Annotated in this window: 12 protein-coding genes; 9 read left to right on the plus strand and 3 right to left on the minus strand. The window is 71.8% G+C overall.

The genetic code is table 11. From position 1 onward, the window contains the following. Positions 1–140: 140 nt before the first annotated feature. The gene (locus AB1K56_RS16215; RefSeq protein WP_371206496.1) at positions 141–3,692 is read left to right on the plus strand and encodes a glycoside hydrolase; all 3,552 of its coding nucleotides are present in this window, start codon (positions 141–143) and stop codon (positions 3,690–3,692) included. A gap of 96 nt (positions 3,693–3,788) precedes the next feature. Here AB1K56_RS16215 and AB1K56_RS16220 read toward each other — a convergent pair whose 3' ends face one another. Genes AB1K56_RS16220 through AB1K56_RS16230 form a run of 3 tightly spaced genes read right to left on the minus strand, consistent with a single transcriptional unit; the run spans position 3,789 to position 8,397 of the window. Continuing rightward, positions 3,789–5,381, minus strand: coding sequence for a DapH/DapD/GlmU-related protein (locus tag AB1K56_RS16220; RefSeq protein WP_371206497.1), 1,593 nt, complete (start codon positions 5,379–5,381; stop codon positions 3,789–3,791). Next, positions 5,378–6,478 carry a substrate-binding domain-containing protein gene (locus AB1K56_RS16225; protein ID WP_264632191.1) on the minus strand — a complete coding sequence of 367 codons (1,101 nt, stop codon included), beginning with the start codon at positions 6,476–6,478 and terminating at the stop codon, positions 5,378–5,380. The genes AB1K56_RS16220 and AB1K56_RS16225 overlap by 4 nt, the downstream gene beginning before the upstream one ends. After that, positions 6,475–8,397: a heparinase II/III family protein gene (locus AB1K56_RS16230; protein WP_371206499.1), complete on the minus strand. Its 1,923-nt coding sequence runs from the start codon at positions 8,395–8,397 to the stop codon at positions 6,475–6,477. The genes AB1K56_RS16225 and AB1K56_RS16230 overlap by 4 nt, the downstream gene beginning before the upstream one ends. Positions 8,398–8,547: 150 nt before the next feature. Here AB1K56_RS16230 and AB1K56_RS16235 point away from each other — a divergent pair, with 150 nt between their 5' ends. The 8 genes from AB1K56_RS16235 (at position 8,548) to kduD (ending at position 17,279) form a co-directional block, all read left to right on the plus strand. After that, on the plus strand, positions 8,548–10,566 hold the full coding sequence (locus AB1K56_RS16235; RefSeq protein WP_371206500.1) for a DUF2264 domain-containing protein: 2,019 nt from the start codon (positions 8,548–8,550) through the stop codon (positions 10,564–10,566). Further along, positions 10,563–11,864, plus strand: coding sequence for an ABC transporter substrate-binding protein (locus tag AB1K56_RS16240; protein ID WP_371206501.1), 1,302 nt, complete (start codon positions 10,563–10,565; stop codon positions 11,862–11,864). The genes AB1K56_RS16235 and AB1K56_RS16240 overlap by 4 nt, the downstream gene beginning before the upstream one ends. Positions 11,865–11,930: 66 nt before the next feature. Then, positions 11,931–12,881 carry a carbohydrate ABC transporter permease gene (locus AB1K56_RS16245; protein ID WP_136587360.1) on the plus strand — a complete coding sequence of 317 codons (951 nt, stop codon included), beginning with the start codon at positions 11,931–11,933 and terminating at the stop codon, positions 12,879–12,881. Beyond that, positions 12,881–13,795 carry a carbohydrate ABC transporter permease gene (locus AB1K56_RS16250; RefSeq protein ID WP_264632195.1) on the plus strand — a complete coding sequence of 305 codons (915 nt, stop codon included), beginning with the start codon at positions 12,881–12,883 and terminating at the stop codon, positions 13,793–13,795. The genes AB1K56_RS16245 and AB1K56_RS16250 overlap by 1 nt, the downstream gene beginning before the upstream one ends. A 2-nt stretch (positions 13,796–13,797) precedes the next feature. Then, positions 13,798–14,472, plus strand: a complete 675-nt coding sequence (locus AB1K56_RS16255) for a ferredoxin-NADPH reductase (protein WP_371206502.1) — start codon at positions 13,798–13,800, stop codon at positions 14,470–14,472. A 19-nt stretch (positions 14,473–14,491) separates the two neighbouring features. After that, positions 14,492–15,673: a glycoside hydrolase family 88 protein gene (locus AB1K56_RS16260; protein WP_371206503.1), complete on the plus strand. Its 1,182-nt coding sequence runs from the start codon at positions 14,492–14,494 to the stop codon at positions 15,671–15,673. Continuing rightward, complete coding sequence (locus AB1K56_RS16265; RefSeq protein ID WP_371206504.1) at positions 15,667–16,518, plus strand: fumarylacetoacetate hydrolase family protein; 852 nt, start codon at positions 15,667–15,669, stop codon at positions 16,516–16,518. The genes AB1K56_RS16260 and AB1K56_RS16265 overlap by 7 nt, the downstream gene beginning before the upstream one ends. Next, a complete protein-coding gene (gene kduD / locus AB1K56_RS16270; protein ID WP_371206505.1) occupies positions 16,515–17,279 on the plus strand; it encodes a 2-dehydro-3-deoxy-D-gluconate 5-dehydrogenase KduD in 765 nt (254 codons plus the stop codon). Before AB1K56_RS16265 ends, kduD begins: the two co-directional genes overlap by 4 nt. Positions 17,280–17,299 lie beyond the last annotated feature (20 nt).

The raw sequence follows: 17,299 nt of genomic DNA on the forward strand, positions 1-17,299 counted from the left end.
GGCCCGCGCGAGCCATCCGCCGCGCGGCGGAACCGTTGCGCGCGGCCCGCGAATCGGCTTAGGCTCGGTGTTGACGTCAACATGTTGACGTCAACATCCCCCCACAGGTCGCACCGACGCGGCCGGAAACGGAAACGACGATGACGTCTCGAGTCCTTTCTTCCACGTGCGCCGCGGCTCTCGTCGCCGGCGCCCTGACCGCCGGAGCGGCCGCCGCGCCACCCCCGGCGAGCGCCGCCGACGCGCCCTCGGCCGTGCGCATCACGCCCAATCCCGCCTCGGCCACCGAGGCCTTCGAGGGCTGGGGTACGAGCCTGGTGTGGTTCGCCAATGCCACCGGTGACTACCCCGCCGACGTGCGGCAGAAGCTCTTCGACGCCGTGTTCGGCGAGGAGGGGCTCAACCTCAACATCGCCCGCTACAACGTGGGCGGCGGCAACGCGACCGACGTGCCGCCCTACCTGCGTGCGGGCGGCGCGGTGCCCGGGTTCTGGAACCCCGACCTCCCGGCGACGGATGCCGAGGGCGAGATCACCTCGACCTACGCCGACCGCGACCGTTACCGCGACGCGTGGAACCCCGACGACCCGACGCACTACGACTTCGACGCCGACTCCGCCCAGCGCTGGTGGCTCGACGCGCTGAAGGACAAGGTCACGCACTGGGAGGCTTTCAGCAACTCCCCGCCGTACTTCCTCACCGACAGCGGCTTCGTCTCCGGTGGCATCAACGACGTCACCAGCGAGCAGCTCCGCTCGGCCGACATGCAGAAGTTCGCCGGGTATCTGGTCACCGTGGTCGACGAGCTCGAGGAAGCCCATGGCATCCGGTTCGACACGATCGATCCCTTCAACGAGCCGAACACGAACTACTGGCAGACGCAGATCCCCGACGGCGCGACATGGCCGACCGGTGGTCGCCAGGAGGGCGCGCATATCGGCCCCGAGCGCCAGGACGAGATGATCCGGGCGCTCGCCGACCGACTCGGGCGCGACGACACGACGACGGATGCCGTGATCTCGGCGATGGACGAGACGAACCCGGGCATCTTCGCGAACAACTGGAACACGTGGTCGGACGCATCGAAGGATGCCGTCGATCAGCTCAACGTGCACACGTACGGCACGGGCGGGCGTCCGGTCGTGCGCGACATCGCCAAGGCGTCGGACAAGCCCCTGTGGATGAGCGAGGTCGAGGGCAACTGGACCGACAGGAGCCGCGGATTCGTCACGAACGACATCGAGAACGGCCTCGGCATGGCCTCGCACATCGTCGGCGACCTGCGCGAGCTCGAGCCCGAAGCGTGGGTGTTCTGGCAGCCGGTGGAAGATCTCTACAACATGCAGAAGGTCGAGAAGCTCAACTGGGGCAGCGTCTTCATCGACTTCGACTGCAACGCCGAGGGTCTCTCGGAGCGGCGCATCGCCGACGGCGACGCCGACCCGAGCTGCCAGGTGTTGACGAACGAGAAGTTCAACACCGTGCGCAACTTCACGCACTACATCCAGCCGGGCGACCGGCTGATGGCCACGGACGACACGAACTCGACGGCGGCGATCGACGCCGACGGGCAGGGCGCGTCCATCGTCCACGTCAACGCCGACGATGCCGAGCAGGCCGTCGAGCTCGACCTGAGCCGCTTCGGCGAGATCGCCCCCGGGGCCACGGTCACCCCGATCGTGACGACCCAGTCGACCGTCGAGGAGCCCACCGTCAACGCGCTGCGCGCCGGTGACGCGGTCGCCGTGGACGCGGCATCCGGAATCGCCCGGCTCACGATCCCCGCGAAGTCGGTCGTCACGTTCGAGGTCGACGGCGTCTCGGGCGTCGCGGCGGACGCCCCGGCGTTCCGCGACGGCGACACCGTGCAGCTCGTCGGCGTGCAGAGCGGTCTCGCCCTGAACGGCGACACCGACCTCACGATCGAGACGGATGCCGCCACCCCCGAAGCCGCTCGCGCCCAGGGCTGGACGGTGCGCACGATCGACGGTGCCGGGACCAACCGTCACCGGTTCACGCTCCAGAACGGCGACGGGCTGTTCCTCGGCGAGCGAGACGGCGCCACAGCGTTGATCGACACGGATGCGGCCACGGCCGCGGCGGATCCGGCGACCCAGTGGATGGGCTCGACGCTCGACGGCACCACGTATTCGGTGCTCAACGTCGCCGCGGAGCGGGTTCTCGACGTGAACGGCGCGAGCAGCGATGCCGGGGCGGCCGTGGGGCTGTGGACCTCGAACGGTGCGGGCGACCAGACCTGGCGCCTCGTGAGCACGACCGCCGTGGGAAGCGACCCGGTCTCGGTCGCGACCCCCGTGGGGACGGCTCCCGATCTGCCCGAGACCGTGACGGTGCGCTACGCCGACGGTGCGGGCCGCGCGGCGCCCGTCACATGGAACACCGCGGGGCTCGACGTCGGCGCCGCGGGGACCGTGACGGTGCCCGGAACGGCGGCCGACGTCTTCGGAACCTCCGTCGAGGCGCGCGCCGAGGTCGAGGTGGGTGCGTTCACCGCGACCCGCCCCCGTTCGGTCACCGTCGTCGCCGGGTCGGCGCTCGCCGCCGTGCAGGCGCACGCGGATGACACGGTGCTCGCCGAGCTGCGTCCTTCGGGGTCCGGCTACGCGGTACCGGTCTCGTGGGACTGGAAGGGCGTGGAAGACGCCGCGTTCGCCGCGCCCGGCACCGTCGAGGTCGCGGGCACGACGCAGGACGGCCTCGACGCGCGACTCACGGTCATCGTGACCGCCGCGGTCGAGCGCAACGTCGCTCCCGAGAGCACGCCCTCGGCGACCTACACGGAGAGCGGTTACGGCGTGGAACGCACGATCAACGGCGACACCACCGACAAGGGCTGGTCGAACTGGCGATCGGATGCCAAGAACACCTCCGACACGCTCAGCTACGCGCTCGCCGCGGAGGAGACCGTGCGCGGCGTCGCCGTGCAGTTCTTCCGCGACGGCGGGCCGAGCTGGGCCGACACGCTCCGCGTGGACCATCGCGCGGGTGACGGCGCCTGGGTCGAGGGCGAGCCGGTCGCGGTTCCCGTGCCGGAGCAGGGCGCCCCGCGGGTCGAAGTGCCGGTCGACGGCGCCCGGGCCGACGAGGTGCGGGTCGTGCTGACCGCTCGCGAGAACCAGCACATGATCGTGTCGGAGGTCGAGATCCTCGCCGACGCGGCGGGACCGGCGGGCATCGCCGACCTCGCGCGACTGACCGTCGGTGACGACGCGGTCGCGGGATTCGACCCGGCGACGACCGAGTACGCCGTCACGGTGGAGGGCGACGCGTTGCCCCAGCTGTTCGCCCTCGCGGTCGACGAGGACGCCGTCGTCGCGATCACGCAGCCTCAGGATGCCGACGGCACGGGAACCGTCCAGGTCACGGCCCCCGACGGGGCGACGCGCACCTACACGGTCGCGGTGACGCTGGCGGCGCCCGGCGAACCGGCCGAGCCCGGTCAGCCGGCCGAGCCCGGTCAGCCGGGAGAGCCCGGAGAGCCGGGAGAGCCTGGCACGCCCGGCCCGCCGTCCGGGGGAGACTCCGACCCCGGCCAGCCCCACGGGCGCGACGACCTGGCATCGACGGGTCAGGACACCACGGGCGCGGCCGTCACGGCCGGCGTCGCGCTGCTGCTCCTCGCCCTCGGCGCGGGAACGCTCCTGCTGAGGCGCCGTCGATCACGGGTGTGAGAACGGGTGCGGTCCGCTGCGGCGGGCCGCACCCTCTCCGCGGGGCGGAGGTTCAGCTCGCTGCGCGGCCGGCACCCGCCCCGGCGGGTCGAGCGCTCAGCGCGGGGCGGGCTCGGGGCGGTGCACTCCGCGCGGCCGGTACCCCAGCGCGTCGGAGCACTCCAACAGATCCGCGAGGTACCAGACGATCGCGAGCCACATCTCCGTGCCCTGCAGGCCGGGATCGTCGCCGTCGAGGCGGAAGGCCATACCCGCTCCCGCGCGCCAACCGCTCAGGGCGTGACGCAGCAGTTCGGCGGCGAGAGCGCGGATCTCGTCGGTGCGGTAGCCGCTCGACCGCGTGAGCCAGAGGGGCTGCGCGATGTCGAGCACGGTGCAGGCGTCGCGTCGCTCGGGCCGCATCCATCGATCGTCGCGCGCGTGACGCAGCACGGTGTCGATCACGGCGAGCGGGTGCGCGACGTCGAGGCCGAACTGCGCCACGGTGCCGCGCGCGGCGCGATAGAAGCCGTTGACCAGGAGGCGTGAATCCCCGCCGGGGCCGGGCTCGCCCCACATCCCCGTGCGCGGGTCGGCGCGCAGCGCGAGCCAGCCGAACAGCGCCTCGGCGAGGCCCGGGGGGATGGCATCCGTCCGCCGCCCGCTCCACAGCAGAGCGGTGCCGAACGCATCGACGTGATGCCCCGCCCTCCAGGGGTCGGTGGCCCAGGGCAGGGCCTCGAGATGCGCGACGAGACCGGGGACGTCGGCATCGACGACGTCGATGAGGGCATGGGGGAAGCGCGCACCGAGCAGGTCGAGGGCGTAGCCGGCGCTGAGGACGCCGTACGCGGCGTCGGGGTCGTCCCACAGCGATGCCGCGTCGGTCGTCAGGCCCGTGGTGGGACGCTGCGCCGACGACAGCGCGGAGACCCAATCGGTGCGCCCCGCACCCGGGGGAGGTGCGCCGTGGAGCAGGTCGGCGAGTTCGACCGCGTCACCGAGACCACGCACCGACGGTGCCGCGCCCGGGCGGTCGCGGAAGCCGCCCTCGACCGCGGTGAGGGAGAGGACGGATGCCAGATCGTCGCGGGCGCGGTCGGCGAACCGCGCGAGCTCGTCGCGGCGCGGATCACGAGAAGTCGGGGTAGCGACGCGCCATCGGAGACGGCGCGCGGGGTTGCCGCCGACGATCGCGCCGCTCGGGACGTCCTTGGTCACCACGGCCCCCGCGGCGAGCACCGCGTGATCGCCGATCGAGACACCGTCGAGGACGACGACGTGCGAGCCGATCCAGACGTCGTCGCCGATGCGCACGCCGCGTGAGGTCAGGGGCTGGCGGAAGACCGGGCTGCCCGGTTCGAACGAGTGGTTGAAGCCGATGATCGAGGTGTGCGCGCCGACGCGGACCGCGTCGCCGAGCTGCACGTCGCCGCGAACGACGGTGTACGGGTTGATCGAGCAGTCGGCGCCGATGCGGATCGTGCCCGTGACGTAGGTGCCGAGGGCGAGGTACGAGCGGTCGCCGATCGCGAGCTGTTCGGGGTCGACCCCCGCGTGCTCCGAGACGAACACGCGATCACCGAGGTTCCACTGCGGGTGCTCCCGGCGGAGCGCGTCGAGGTGGGTCCGCTGCCGGTCCCGGTCTTCGGAGGATGCCTCGTCCCAGAACGTCCACGGCGAGAAGTCGTGAGACGAGGGAGACGTCATGACCGCGGCGCCGCCGTCGAGGCGCGGACGTTGAGTCGGGGACTCAGCTGCACCCGGTGCACCGGACGGTCCGGGTCCTCGATGCGTCGCACGAGCAGTTCGACGGCCGCCTCGCCCACGCTCGCGCGCGGCGGGCTGACCGCGGTGAGCGCGGGCGTGAAGAGCTGGGCCACCTCGTCGTCGTAGGCGATGATCGACAGGTCGTCGGGCACCGAGATCCCGCGGGTGAGGGCGAGATCGACGAAGGCCATCGCCTCGGGATCGGAGTGCACGAGCAGAGCCGTCACGCCGGTGGCCAGGGCGGAGTCGAGGGTCGCGTTGACCACGTCGGAGAAGTCCGGACTCGTGCGGTCGGGCAGCGTCTGCTCGAAGTGATCGGCGGGCGTGAGAGCGAGTTCCTCGCACGCGGTCTGCCATCCGGCGGCGATCTTGCGCGAGGTGGGGGAGTGCCGCGAGAGGATCAGGCCGACCTTGCGGTGCCCGAGCGTGGCGAGGTGCCGTGCCGCCAAGAGGGCTCCGAGGGCGTGGTCGGTCGTCACGGACTCCATCGGGATGCCACCGGCCCCGGGCACCGCGTCGCGCTCGACAAGGACGCTGGGTACGGGGCAGTCGGCCAGCCAGCTCATGACGTCGCTCGCGTGGGCGGTGTCGGTGTTGGGCGCCACGATCAGTCCGCGCACGTCTCCGCCGGCCACGAGGCGTTCGAGGACGGGCCGCTCGTCCTGCAGCTCGTACGAGGCTCCGCGCAGCAGCATCTTGTAGCCGAGGCGCTGAGCGGCGGTCTCCATTCCCCGGACGACCCCGGGCCAGTAGTAGGCGAGCGAGGGCACGAGGACCGCGAGCGACCCGGTCCTCGTCTCGTCGACGGCGGGCTCGGGGCGCGCCGGGATGTTCTCGCCGGGCACCGCGCCGCCGTGCACGCGTCGCAGCACTCCCTCCTTCTCGAGCTGGGCGAGGTCGCGACGCAGGGTCACGGTGGCCACCCCCAGGTCCTCGGTCAGCTGGGAGATGCGCACGGCGCCGTCGCTGTGCAGGGCGCTCAGGATGTGGGCGCGGCGTTCCGCGGCCAGCGGCTGATGCGGAGTGGTGTCGGTCATGGGAGGTCCTCGATCGGTGTGTCCAGTTCTACCGTGAGCAGGAGCTGCGTGCGGGATGCCAGGGGGAGGGCGAGGCGCGTGAGTCGCTCGCCCCACACCTCGGTGAGCATCGGATCGTCGAGGTGCCGCACCTGCGCGGTCGCCTCGAGGTCGTCGGCCCAGCGCAGACGGACCGGCCGCGCGCCGCCGAGGGGCGTCACCCGCGCTCCTCCCCGCTCGAGCTGCACCTCGCCGGCCAGCAGCAGGTGCAGGGCCGTGTCGGCCCGGGTGGGGGCGGCGTCGGCGAAGCGCCATTCGTCGCGGATCTCGATGCGCCGCGTGACGCGGTCCAGGGCGGCCGTGCGCCGCCACGACGCCAGGCCCGCCGCGGGATAGGCCCCCGCGAGGTCGGCCGAGAACGTCGCCCGCTCGTCGTCGATCCCTGTCACGGCGTCGCGGGCGGCGACATCCCCGCCCGCGGGTTGCGTGGTCCCCCGGACGACCGGGACGTTGTGCCAGGAGCTCTGCATGGTCCAGATGTCGTAGCGATCGGGACCGAACGTGGCCGCGGTGTAGGTGGGACGACCGGCGTCGACGATCACCGGTACGCCGTCGACGGCGACGAGGAACGATCCCACGTCGTTGTGATTGTGGTGCTCGGCGTTGTTCCCGCCCTTCGCGACGAGCGCGAGCCCCGCGGGCGACCCCGCGTCGTGGCGGGCGAGTAGAACCTCGGTCGAGGGCAGCCAGACCGCGCGCGGGAGGGGCGGCGACGCGGGGGACGCCCCCACCCACGCGGGGTCGGTGAGTCCGCGCAGCAGACGACCGAGGCCCTCTCGCTCCGTCGCCGCGGGCGACCCCGGGTGCCGGTGGCTCGCGGCCATCGCCTCCGCTTCGACATCGCCGTACCGGCGGGCCGCGCGGTGCAGGGCGTGCCAGGGCTGGTCGGAGGGAGGCCGCGCCTGCCCGTCCGCGTGGTTGACGAACCAGTCGCCGCCGAGGTGCGAGCGGTGGGGGAAGGCCACGGTCTCGCGGAGGGAGCCGACGGACGTGGCATCCACCGCCCCGTCCGTGGCGTGCGCGAGCACGTCGAGCGCCTCCAGGGCGCGGCACGCCCCGTTCCACCAGTAGGCGTACCCCTCGTCGATGGCGCCGTCCGCGGGAAGGGCGGCGACGTAGCGGTCCAGGCCCTCGACGGCGAGAGCGACGACCCCCTCGCGCTCCGCGATCTCGGTGTCGGCGTCGAGAAGGCGCAGGGCCGCGACGATGACATTGCCGTGGATCCACGGGTTCCAGTTGTGCACGTCGCCGTCGAGGCCGATCCAGTGCCAGTCGCGTCGTCGTCGGAACGGCTCGAACACGCGCACGCGGGCTTCGTGTCGAATCCGTCGGCGGATGCCGGGTGCGCGGGCCTCGAGGACGGATCCGAGCAGGTGGTCGATCCAGGCCAGCTGCGCCACGACCTCTCCGGCTCCGAGGTCGACGAACGGATCGGTCACGGTCGCGAGCACCGCGCCGTGCACCCGCCGGGTGTCGTCGTGCGCGGGCCAGCACCACGAGCTCTGCTCGCACAGCAGCACCACGCCGTCGACGACCTCGTCGACCCAGCCCTCGTCGAGCGTCGCCGCCGCGGCCACGGTGGCGCGGCTGAGGCGCCGCTGCCGCTCGAACGCGGCGTCCTCCCACGCGGTGCGGTCGCCGTCGCGGTGCACGCGCGCGGCGTCGCTCGCGCGGGGCTGCGGCCACGGGGTGGAGCGCTCGTCGGTGGCGCGCGCGATGACCTCCTCGATCGCCGCGCGATCGGCCGAGCCCGACGAGGTGTCCCAGACGTCGCGGTCGGAGGCCACGGGGACGGGGAGCGACCGGTCGGGCGCGGTCAACGTCGCCCCCTCGGCGATCGCGGCGAGGGGGCCGCGGAACGCGGCGGCGGGGAACGACATCGGTCTCCTCGGTCGGGGGTGAGCGGATAAAACGATCATAAACGATCATTAGGATTCAGAAAAGATGTTGCTGTGTTGTTTTATGATTGATACGCTCGCCAACGTTCACCACTCGGACCCGGTGGACGAACGGCCTTCGAAGGAGAACCCGTGGCGACCTCGGTCTTCCCCCGCCTCGCCGGCGGACAGCGCAGCGACTGGCTCGCGGTGGCCGACGCGATGCTCGCGGGGGCGCAGCGGCACGCCACCGAGGGACGCGGTCGCATCGTCATCCCGGGGCCCGCGGGCGGATACGGGACGGACGTCGACGGTCTCGAGGGCTTCGCCCGCGTGTTCCTGCTGGCCGCGTTCCGCATCGCCGGGGCGCGCGGGCAGGGGGTCGACGACCTCATCGCCTTCTTCGCCCAGGGCGTGCGCACCGGGGTCGACCCCGACGCGACCGATCGCTGGGTGCGGATGGACGAGCACGCGCAGGCCAAGGTCGAGGCCGCCTCGATCGCCCTCGCGCTGGACCTCACCCGCGAGTGGATCTGGGACCGCTTCGACGAGCGGACGCATGCGCGCGTGATCGCCTACCTCGCCCCGGCCGTGGGCGATGAGACCTACCCGTCGACGAACTGGGTGTGGTTCCGCATCGTCGTCCAGACGTTCCTGCGCTCGGTCGGCGGACCCTGGTCCGCGTCCGACATCGCCGCGGACCTCGCTCGACACGACTCGTTCGTGCGCGCCGACGGCTGGCTGTCCGACGGTGACGAACGGGCCTTCGACCACTACGTCGGCTGGGCCCTGCACGTGTACCCCGTGCTCTGGCCCCGGATGACCGGGGCGGGCGAGCTCGCCGGCGATCGCGTGGCGTACGACGTCGCGCGGCTCGACCGGTTCCTGCTCGACGCGGTGCACCTGGTCGGCGGCGACGGCTCCCCGCTGCTGCAGGGGCGCAGTCTCATCTACCGCTTCGCCGCGGCGGCGCCGTTCTGGGCCGGGATCATCGTCGGCGTCCCCTCGACCGGTACCGGGCGGCTGCGGCGCACGGCGGGTGCGATCGTCGACCACTTCTTGACGCACGGTGCCCTCGACGACGACGACCTGCTCACAGTCGGCTGGCACCACGAGTGGCCCGCGCTCGCGCAGTCGTACTCGGGTCCCGGCTCCCCCTACTGGGCCGTCAAAGGGCTCATGGGCATCATGCTGCCCGCCGATCACGACGCCTGGGCCGCGCCCGACGAGCCCCTCGCGGTCACCGAAGCCGACGACCTGCGTTCCGTTCGCGCCGCCGGGTGGATCGTGTCGGCGACCCGTTCCGACGGGATCGTGCGTGTCGTCAACCACGGCACCGACAAGGCGCTGCCCGGAGCCCGCACGGCCGACTCCCCGCTCTACGCGCGCGTCGGCTACTCCACCGCGACCGCCCCGCTGCTCGACGACCTCGCGTGGAGCGACGCGCTCGAGCAGAGCGTCGCCCTCGTCGACGTCGCGGGGCGGGCGACCCACCGCACCGCCCTCGAGCCCCTCGGCGCGACCGTGCACGACGGAGTCGGCGTCGCCGCCTCGGCATCCGACGTGCACCTCGTGGACCCCGCCCCCACCACGCACCGACACGGTGCCGGTCTCGCGGGCACGGTGCACCCCCTCGGGCGGATGACGGTGCGCTCGCTGGTGCGCGGCGCCTGGGAGGTGCGCATCGCCGAGATCGACCACGTGGCCGCGGGCGTCGACCTCGACACCGTGCGGGTGCGGATGGGCGGCTGGGCCGTCGCCTCCGACGAGCCGACGCACGCCACCTCCACCGGCGCGGCCGAGGCCCGTGCCGACGGTCGGGTGTCCGGCATCCGGGCTCTCACCCCCGACGCCACGTCGCGCGTGACGATGCGCCGCGGGGCGAGCCCCCTCGGAGAGCGGGCGGCCGTCCCGGTCCTGACGTGGGACGCGGCGGTCGGCACGCCCTTCGCCGCCCTCATCGCGCTCTCGGGCGACCCCGTCGCGGACCGGGCCGAGCCCCGCCTCGAGATCGAGGGCGCCGGCCTCGACGCGGTCGCCGCGATCACGTGGCCCGACGGTCGGCGCACGCGCACCCCTCTCACAGACTCCGGAGCCCCGCGCGGGGCGCACCGGCACTCCCGGGCCCGAAGCGGTGCCCGTCACGCAATCCCAAAGGAGCAGCACGCATGAAGCGCAAGATCGTCGTCGCGACCGGGGTGGGCATCGTCGCCGCCCTGTCGCTGACCGCCTGCAGCGGCGGATCGTCGGAAGCCCCGGCGCAGAGCGGCCCCGTGACCCTGTCGATGTCGGGCTGGAGCCTCAGCACGACGCCGGAGTTCCAGGCCCTCGCCGACAAGTTCCACGAGGAGAACCCCGACATCACGATCGAGGTCAAGGAGTACGACTCCTCGAACTACGACACGCTGATGACGGCGGACCTCGCGGCCGGCTCCGGACCCGACATCATCACGCAGAAGAACCTCAAGACCTTCATCACCTATCAGGCCGGCGGCCAGCTCGCCGACGTGTCCGACGTCGAGCTGCCCGGCGACATCGGCGGCGCTCAGGCGTTCGAGGTCGACGGCGCGACGTGGGCCGTGCCCTACCGCCAGGACTCGTGGGTGCTCTTCTACAACAAGGACCTCTTCACCCAGGCGGGCGTCGCCGAACCCGACGGCTCGTGGACGTGGGACGACTACGAGAAAGCCGCCGAGCAGCTGACCTCGAAGCTCGGCGCCGCCGGGTCCGCGGCGCTCGGCACCTACCAGCACAGCTGGCAGTCGACCGTCCAGGGCTTCGCGAACGCGCAGTCGCCCGACGCCGACATCCTCGCGGGCGACTACGGCTACCTCAAGCCTTTCTACGAGCGCTCTCTCGCCCTGCAGTCCGCCGGAGCGCAGGTGGAGTACAACACCGTCACCGCCAACAAGCTCACCTACCAGGCCGAGTTCGGCAAGCAGCAGGCGGCGATGATGCCGATGGGCACCTGGTACGTCGCGACCCTCATCGCCCAGCAGGCCAAGGGCGAGGCCGACGCGTTCTCGTGGGGACTCGCGCCCATCCCGCAGTACGACTCCTCGACCACGGGCGAGTCGAAGACCCCGGTGACCTTCGGCGACCCCACCGGCTTCGCGATCAACAAGGCGGCGGATGCCACCAAGCTCGCCGCCGCGAAGAAGTTCCTCGCCTTCGCCGCCGGCGAGGAGGGCGCGCAGGTGCTCGCGGGCCTGGGCATCACTCCCGCGCTGACGAGCTCCACCGTCGCCGACACGTACTTCGCGGTGGCCGGTGCGCCCACCGACGACCTGTCGAAGTTCGCGTGGTCGACGCACGAGACGAAGCCCGAGAACCCCACCTCGGCCAAGACCGCGGCCGTGCAGAACATCCTGCTCGACCTGCACACCGCCGTGATGTCGGGATCCACCTCGATCGACGACGCCATCGCGACCGCCGAGAACCGCGTCAAGAGCGAGGTCGGCGTCGGCTGACCCCGCAGGTCGGTGACCGGCCCGGGCCCCGCTCGGGCCGGTCACCCCTCACGATCTGGAGACACCATGGCGACCATCGCCGACACGCGCCCGCGGGCGTCGAAGACCGGGCGGGACCGCGGGCCCCGTCCCGTGCGCCGCCGCTCGCGTCTGACGCTGCGCAGCACCCTCATCGGGTGGAGCTTCATCCTCCCCAACTTCCTGGGCTTCGCCGCCCTGACGCTCGTCCCCGTCGTCACGCTCTTCTACATGTCGATGACGAACTGGAACGTCTTCGGGTCGTCGGCGTTCGTCGGCCTGGCCAACTTCCAGCGGCTCATCGGCGACGGCAGTTTCCGCATCGCGCTGCTGAACACCCTGTACTACGCGGCACTGCACATCCCGTTGACGATGATCGTCGCTTTGGGGCTCGCCCTGCTGCTGAACAACAAGCTGCGCGGGGTGGCGTTCTTCCGCACCGCCGCGTTCTTCCCCTACATCACCTCGATCGTCGCGATCGCCGTCGTCTGGAACCTCCTGTTCAGCCCGGAGTACGGGCCGATCAACGAGATCCTGCGCTTCTTCGGTCTGCAGAACCCGCCCGGGTGGCTCACCTCGTCGGAGTGGGCCATGCCCGCCGTCGTGATCATCAGCACCTGGCGCGACATGGGCTACTACATGATCCTCTTCCTCGCCGGGCTCCAGACGGTGCCCCGCGAGCTGCACGAGGCCGCGCGCGTCGACGGTGCCAACGTCTGGCAGCGCTTCGTCAACGTCACCCTGCCGTGCCTGCGCCCGACCACCTTCTTCGTGACCGTGATGCTCACGATCAACTCGTTCAAGATCTTCGATCTCATCCTCGTGATGACGCAGGGCGGACCGGGGCAGTCGACGCTCGTGCTGTCGCAGTTCATCTACCAGAAGGGCTTCCAGGAGAACCAGTTCGGCTACGCCTCGGCGGCCTCCATCGTGCTGTTCCTCCTGTGCATCGTGGTGACGCTCGTGCAGTTCTTCCTCAACAAGAAGCGGGACGCCTGATGACCGACCTCCTCGTCCCCGACGCCACCCGCACGCTCGTCACCGCGGGCGCCAAGCCGCCCCGCCGCCGCCCGGTCGCGGGCTCCCACCCCGCCCGCCGCGTGGGGCGCATCGTCGGCTACGCCGTCATGATCGTCGCCGCCGCCGCACTGCTGCTGCCGTTCTTCTGGATGATCATGAGCTCGCTCAAGACGCCCAACGACGTCTTCAGCGCCCCGGTGAAGTGGTTCCCCGAGACCTGGGTGTGGAGCAACTACGTCGACATCTGGACGCAGTCCGGCATGCTCACGTGGATCCGCAACACCCTGCTGCTGGCCGTGGTGGTGACCTTCCTCCAAGTGCTCACCGGCTCGTTCGCCGCCTACGGGTTCTCCCGCATGCGCTTCCCCGGCCGCGACGTGCTGTTCCTCGTGTACATCGGGACCATCGCCGTCCCGTGGCAGTCGTACATGATCCCGCAGTTCATCCTGCTGTCGAACCTCAAGGTGTCGAACACCCTCTGGGCGATCATCCTCATCCAGGCGTTCGGGGCGTTCGGGGTGTTCCTGATGAAGCAGTACTACGACACCATCCCCGAGGACCTGTCCGAGGCCGCGCGCCTCGACGGTCTGAGCGAGTACGGGATCTGGGCTCGCATCATGCTGCCGCTGTCGGTCCCGGCGATCGCCAGTCTGACGCTGCTGACGTTCGTGAACACCTGGAACGACTACCTCGGGCCCCTCATCTACCTGCGCAACCCCGACCTCTGGACGATCCAGCTGGGTCTGCAGAGTTTCGTCAGCACCCTCTACGACGCCAACTACGCGCTGCTGTTCGCGGGTCTGACGATGTCGGTGGTGCCCATCGCGATCGTCTTCCTCTTCGGCCAGAAGTACTTCGTCGAGGGCATCGCCACCAGCGGGATGAAGGGCTGATCGTGCGTCGCATCTCCCATGACACCTACGCGAACGTCTTCTCGACGGTCTACCTGGGGCTGATGGTCAACGTGCTCCTGCTCGTCGCCGGTGCGCCGCTGGTGCTGCTCCTGCTCGCCACCGACCCCGCGCAGACCTGGCCGCTGCTGCTGATCGCGCTCCCGGTGAGCGCTCCCGCGCTGGCCGGCGCCCTCACCGCTTTCCGGGCGCACCAGGTCGGCGAGGCGCGCGTCGTCCGAGCCTTCTTCGCCGGGTGGCGACGGACGCTGCGCAAGGCGCTCGCGATCGGCGCTCTCGTGGCCGGGCTCCTCGCGATCGTCCTGGTCGACGTGCGCGCCGTGTCGGCGGCATCCTGGTCGGTCGTCGTCGTCCCGCTGTGCGGCACCGTCGCGCTGCTCGTGATGGCCACCGCCCCGGTCGCCCTGACCGCGCTCGTCGAAGCGCCGGGGACGCCGCTGCGGGTCCTCCTCTCGACGGCGGCGGTGCTCGCCGTGCGTCGCTGGTACCTCAGCGTCGTGAGCCTGCTCGTGCTCGCGGCTCAAGCCGTGCTGTTCACCACCTCGCCCGCGCTGGCCCTCGGCCTGACCGCGGCGCCCGCCCTGTACCTGGTGTGGGCAAACGCCCGCTTCTGCCTCCGCCCCGTGCTTCCGGCCGACTCCACCGTCGCCGCCGTCTGATCCGAAGGACTTCCCCCGCATGACCACCTCCCCTCCCTCCGCCGCGGCCGCCGTCCGCGCCGACACCGACCGCGCGATCACGCAGGTGCTCGATACGGTGCGCGCGAACATCCGCGCCTTCGGCCTCCGCTACCCCGACGACACCACGCGCGACGACCGGTACCCGCTGCGGCCCGCCGCCCCCGGCTTCGACGAGGGGGAGAACCGCGGCTGGACGACGAGCTTCTGGCCCGGGATGCAGTGGATCGGGTGGGAGCTCACCGGCGACGACGTCTTCCGCGACGCCGCCCTGGCGCACGCCGCCGACTTCGGACGCCGGGTGCGCGAGGAGCGCGACCTCGACACCCACGACCTCGGCTTCCTCTACACGCTGTCGTGCGTCGCCCCGGCCCGCCTGCTCGGTGACGAAGACGCCCGATCCAGCGCTCTCGCGGCGGCCGAGCACCTGATGACCCGTTTCCTGCCGTCGGCGGGCGTCATCCAGGCCTGGGGCGACCTCGCCGACCCCGCGCAGCGCGGGCGCACGATCATCGACAGCCTCATGAACATGCCGCTGCTGACATGGGCGGCCGAGCAGACGGGCGACTCCCGGTACAGCGACGTCGTGGCACGGCACACGCGAGAGCTGCGCCGGCGCATCCTGCGCCCCGACGGCTCGACGTTCCACACGTTCTACTGGGACGCCGAGACCGGGGAGCCCCTGCGCGGCGCCACCGAGCAGGGCGCGTTCGACGACTCGTGCTGGGCGCGCGGGCAGGCGTGGGGGATCTACGGCTTCGCGATGAATCACCGTGCGACCGGCGACTCGTCGTTGCTCGAGGCGTCGCGCACCTGCGCCGAGTACTTCCTCGCGCACCTGCCGGCCGACGACGTGCCCTACTGGGACCTCGTCTACAATGACGGCGCCGACGCCCCGCGCGACAGCTCTTCGGGCGCGATCGCCGTGTGCGGGCTGTTCGAGCTGGCCGCCGTCGACCCCGAGGGGGCGCCGCGTTGGCGCGCCGCGGCGGAGCGGATCCTGGCATCCCTCATCGCCGGATACACCCCCGCCCGCGCCGAGGACGCCGACACGGTGCTGCTGCACAGCGTCTACGACCTCCCGAAGGACGTCGGCGTCGACGAGGGGACGCTCTGGGGCGATTACTTCTTCTTCGAAGCCCTCGTCCGCGCAGCCCGCCCCGACTGGCGGCCCGTATGGTGAGGCTCGCGCGCGCCGACGACCGCTCGATCGCGGTCGTCGCCGGACCCTCGGGCGATCACGCGCTCGACCTCGGCCCGCGTCCGCTGCCCGAGCTGTTCCGCGACCTCGACGGCATCCGCTCCCTCGTGGAACGGACGGATGCCGCGACCCTCCCGCCCCTGGACCCCTCGACGCTGCAGGCGCCGGTGACTCCGCGCTCGCTGCTGTGCCTCGGCTACAACTACCGCGGGCACGTGCCCGACGGCGTCGACCCCACCGCCGACGACCCGGACAGCCCCGACGTGTTCGTGAAGACGGCGAACACCCTCGGCGGGCCGATCGATCCCGTGGTGATCCCCGCCGTCGCCGACGACGTCGACTACGAGGGCGAGATCGCCGTCGTCATCGGGCGCCGCGCGCACGCGGTCTCGGAGCAGGAGGCCCTGTCGTACGTGGCGGGCTTCACGCTGCTCAACGACGTCTCCGATCGCGCCTGGCAGCGCAGACAGAGCCAGTGGGCGCTGGGCAAATGCTTCGACGGCTTCGCTCCGCTGGGACCGTGGCTGGTCACCGCCGACGAGATCGACCCGCAGGACCTTCTCGTCGAGGTCCTCCGTGACGGCGAGGTCACGGTCTCGCAATCCACGGCGACGACGATCTTCTCGGTCGCCTTCGTCGTCCACCACCTCAGTCAGGTGCTGACCCTCGAACCGGGCGATGTCATCTCGACCGGCACGCCGCAGAAGCTCCCCGCCGCGCAGTCGGCGCACCGCCCCCTCGCCCCCGGCGACGCGGTCACCGTGCGGGTGACGGGTATCGGCGAACTCACGACCACCTTCATCGCACCCCCGGGAGAGCCCGAATGATCCTCGACACCTTCCGCCTCGACGGCCGCGTCGCCGTCGTCACCGGCTCCAGCCGCGGTCTCGGACGGGGCGCGGCCCTGGCGCTCGCCGAGGCCGGAGCCGATCTCGTGCTGATCGACCGCGGCGACGCGGAGCACACGGCCGAGCTCGCGCGGGGCCTCGGCCGGAGCGTGCACTCGATCCACCGCGACTTCGTCTCGGCCTCGCGCGACGAGCTGGCCTCCGCGATCGACGAGGCCGTCGAGACGCGCGGGCGCATCGACATCCTCGTCAACAACGCCGGAACGATCCGCCGGTCCCCGGCCGCCGATCACCTCGCCCAGGACTGGGACGACGTGCTCGCGGTCAACCTCGACGCGGTGTTCCACCTGTCCCAGGCCGCCGGCCGGCACATGATCGCGCAGGGCTGGGGGCGCATCGTCAACGTCGCCTCGATGCTGTCGTTCCAGGGCGGCATTCTCGTGCCGGGCTACGCCGCGAGCAAGCACGCCGTCGCGGGCCTCACGAAGGCCCTCGCGAACGAGTGGGCGGCCTCGGGCGTCACCGTCAACGCGATCGCGCCGGGCTACATGGCCACCGACAACACCGCCCCGATCCGCGCCGACGCCGATCGCGAGGCCTCGATCCTCGCCCGCATCCCGGCCGGGCGGTGGGGCACCCCCGCCGACCTGCAGGGGGCGTTCGTGTTCCTCGCGTCCGAGGCCGCCGCGTACGTCACGGGTGCCGTCATCCCGGTCGACGGCGGCTGGCTCGTGCGCTGACCCGTCGCGCCGGTCCGTCC

The organism is Microbacterium sp. BWR-S6Y (assembly GCF_041379845.1).
Classification (GTDB): Bacteria; Actinomycetota; Actinomycetes; order Actinomycetales; family Microbacteriaceae; genus Microbacterium; species Microbacterium hydrothermale.

What these genes read in the sequence shown, in the direction of transcription:
- kduD (WP_371206505.1), top strand. Translation starts at nt 16,515, where the DNA reads ATGATCCTCGACACCTTCCGCCTCGACGGCCGCGTCGCCGTCGTCACC.
- AB1K56_RS16215 (WP_371206496.1), top strand. Translation starts at nt 141, where the DNA reads ATGACGTCTCGAGTCCTTTCTTCCACGTGCGCCGCGGCTCTCGTCGCC.
- AB1K56_RS16260 (WP_371206503.1), top strand. Translation starts at nt 14,492, where the DNA reads ATGACCACCTCCCCTCCCTCCGCCGCGGCCGCCGTCCGCGCCGACACC.
- AB1K56_RS16245 (WP_136587360.1), top strand. Translation starts at nt 11,931, where the DNA reads ATGGCGACCATCGCCGACACGCGCCCGCGGGCGTCGAAGACCGGGCGG.
- AB1K56_RS16240 (WP_371206501.1), top strand. Translation starts at nt 10,563, where the DNA reads ATGAAGCGCAAGATCGTCGTCGCGACCGGGGTGGGCATCGTCGCCGCC.
- AB1K56_RS16230 (WP_371206499.1), bottom strand. Translation starts at nt 8,397, where the DNA reads ATGTCGTTCCCCGCCGCCGCGTTCCGCGGCCCCCTCGCCGCGATCGCC.
- AB1K56_RS16220 (WP_371206497.1), bottom strand. Translation starts at nt 5,381, where the DNA reads ATGACGTCTCCCTCGTCTCACGACTTCTCGCCGTGGACGTTCTGGGAC.
- AB1K56_RS16225 (WP_264632191.1), bottom strand. Translation starts at nt 6,478, where the DNA reads ATGACCGACACCACTCCGCATCAGCCGCTGGCCGCGGAACGCCGCGCC.
- AB1K56_RS16265 (WP_371206504.1), top strand. Translation starts at nt 15,667, where the DNA reads ATGGTGAGGCTCGCGCGCGCCGACGACCGCTCGATCGCGGTCGTCGCC.
- AB1K56_RS16250 (WP_264632195.1), top strand. Translation starts at nt 12,881, where the DNA reads ATGACCGACCTCCTCGTCCCCGACGCCACCCGCACGCTCGTCACCGCG.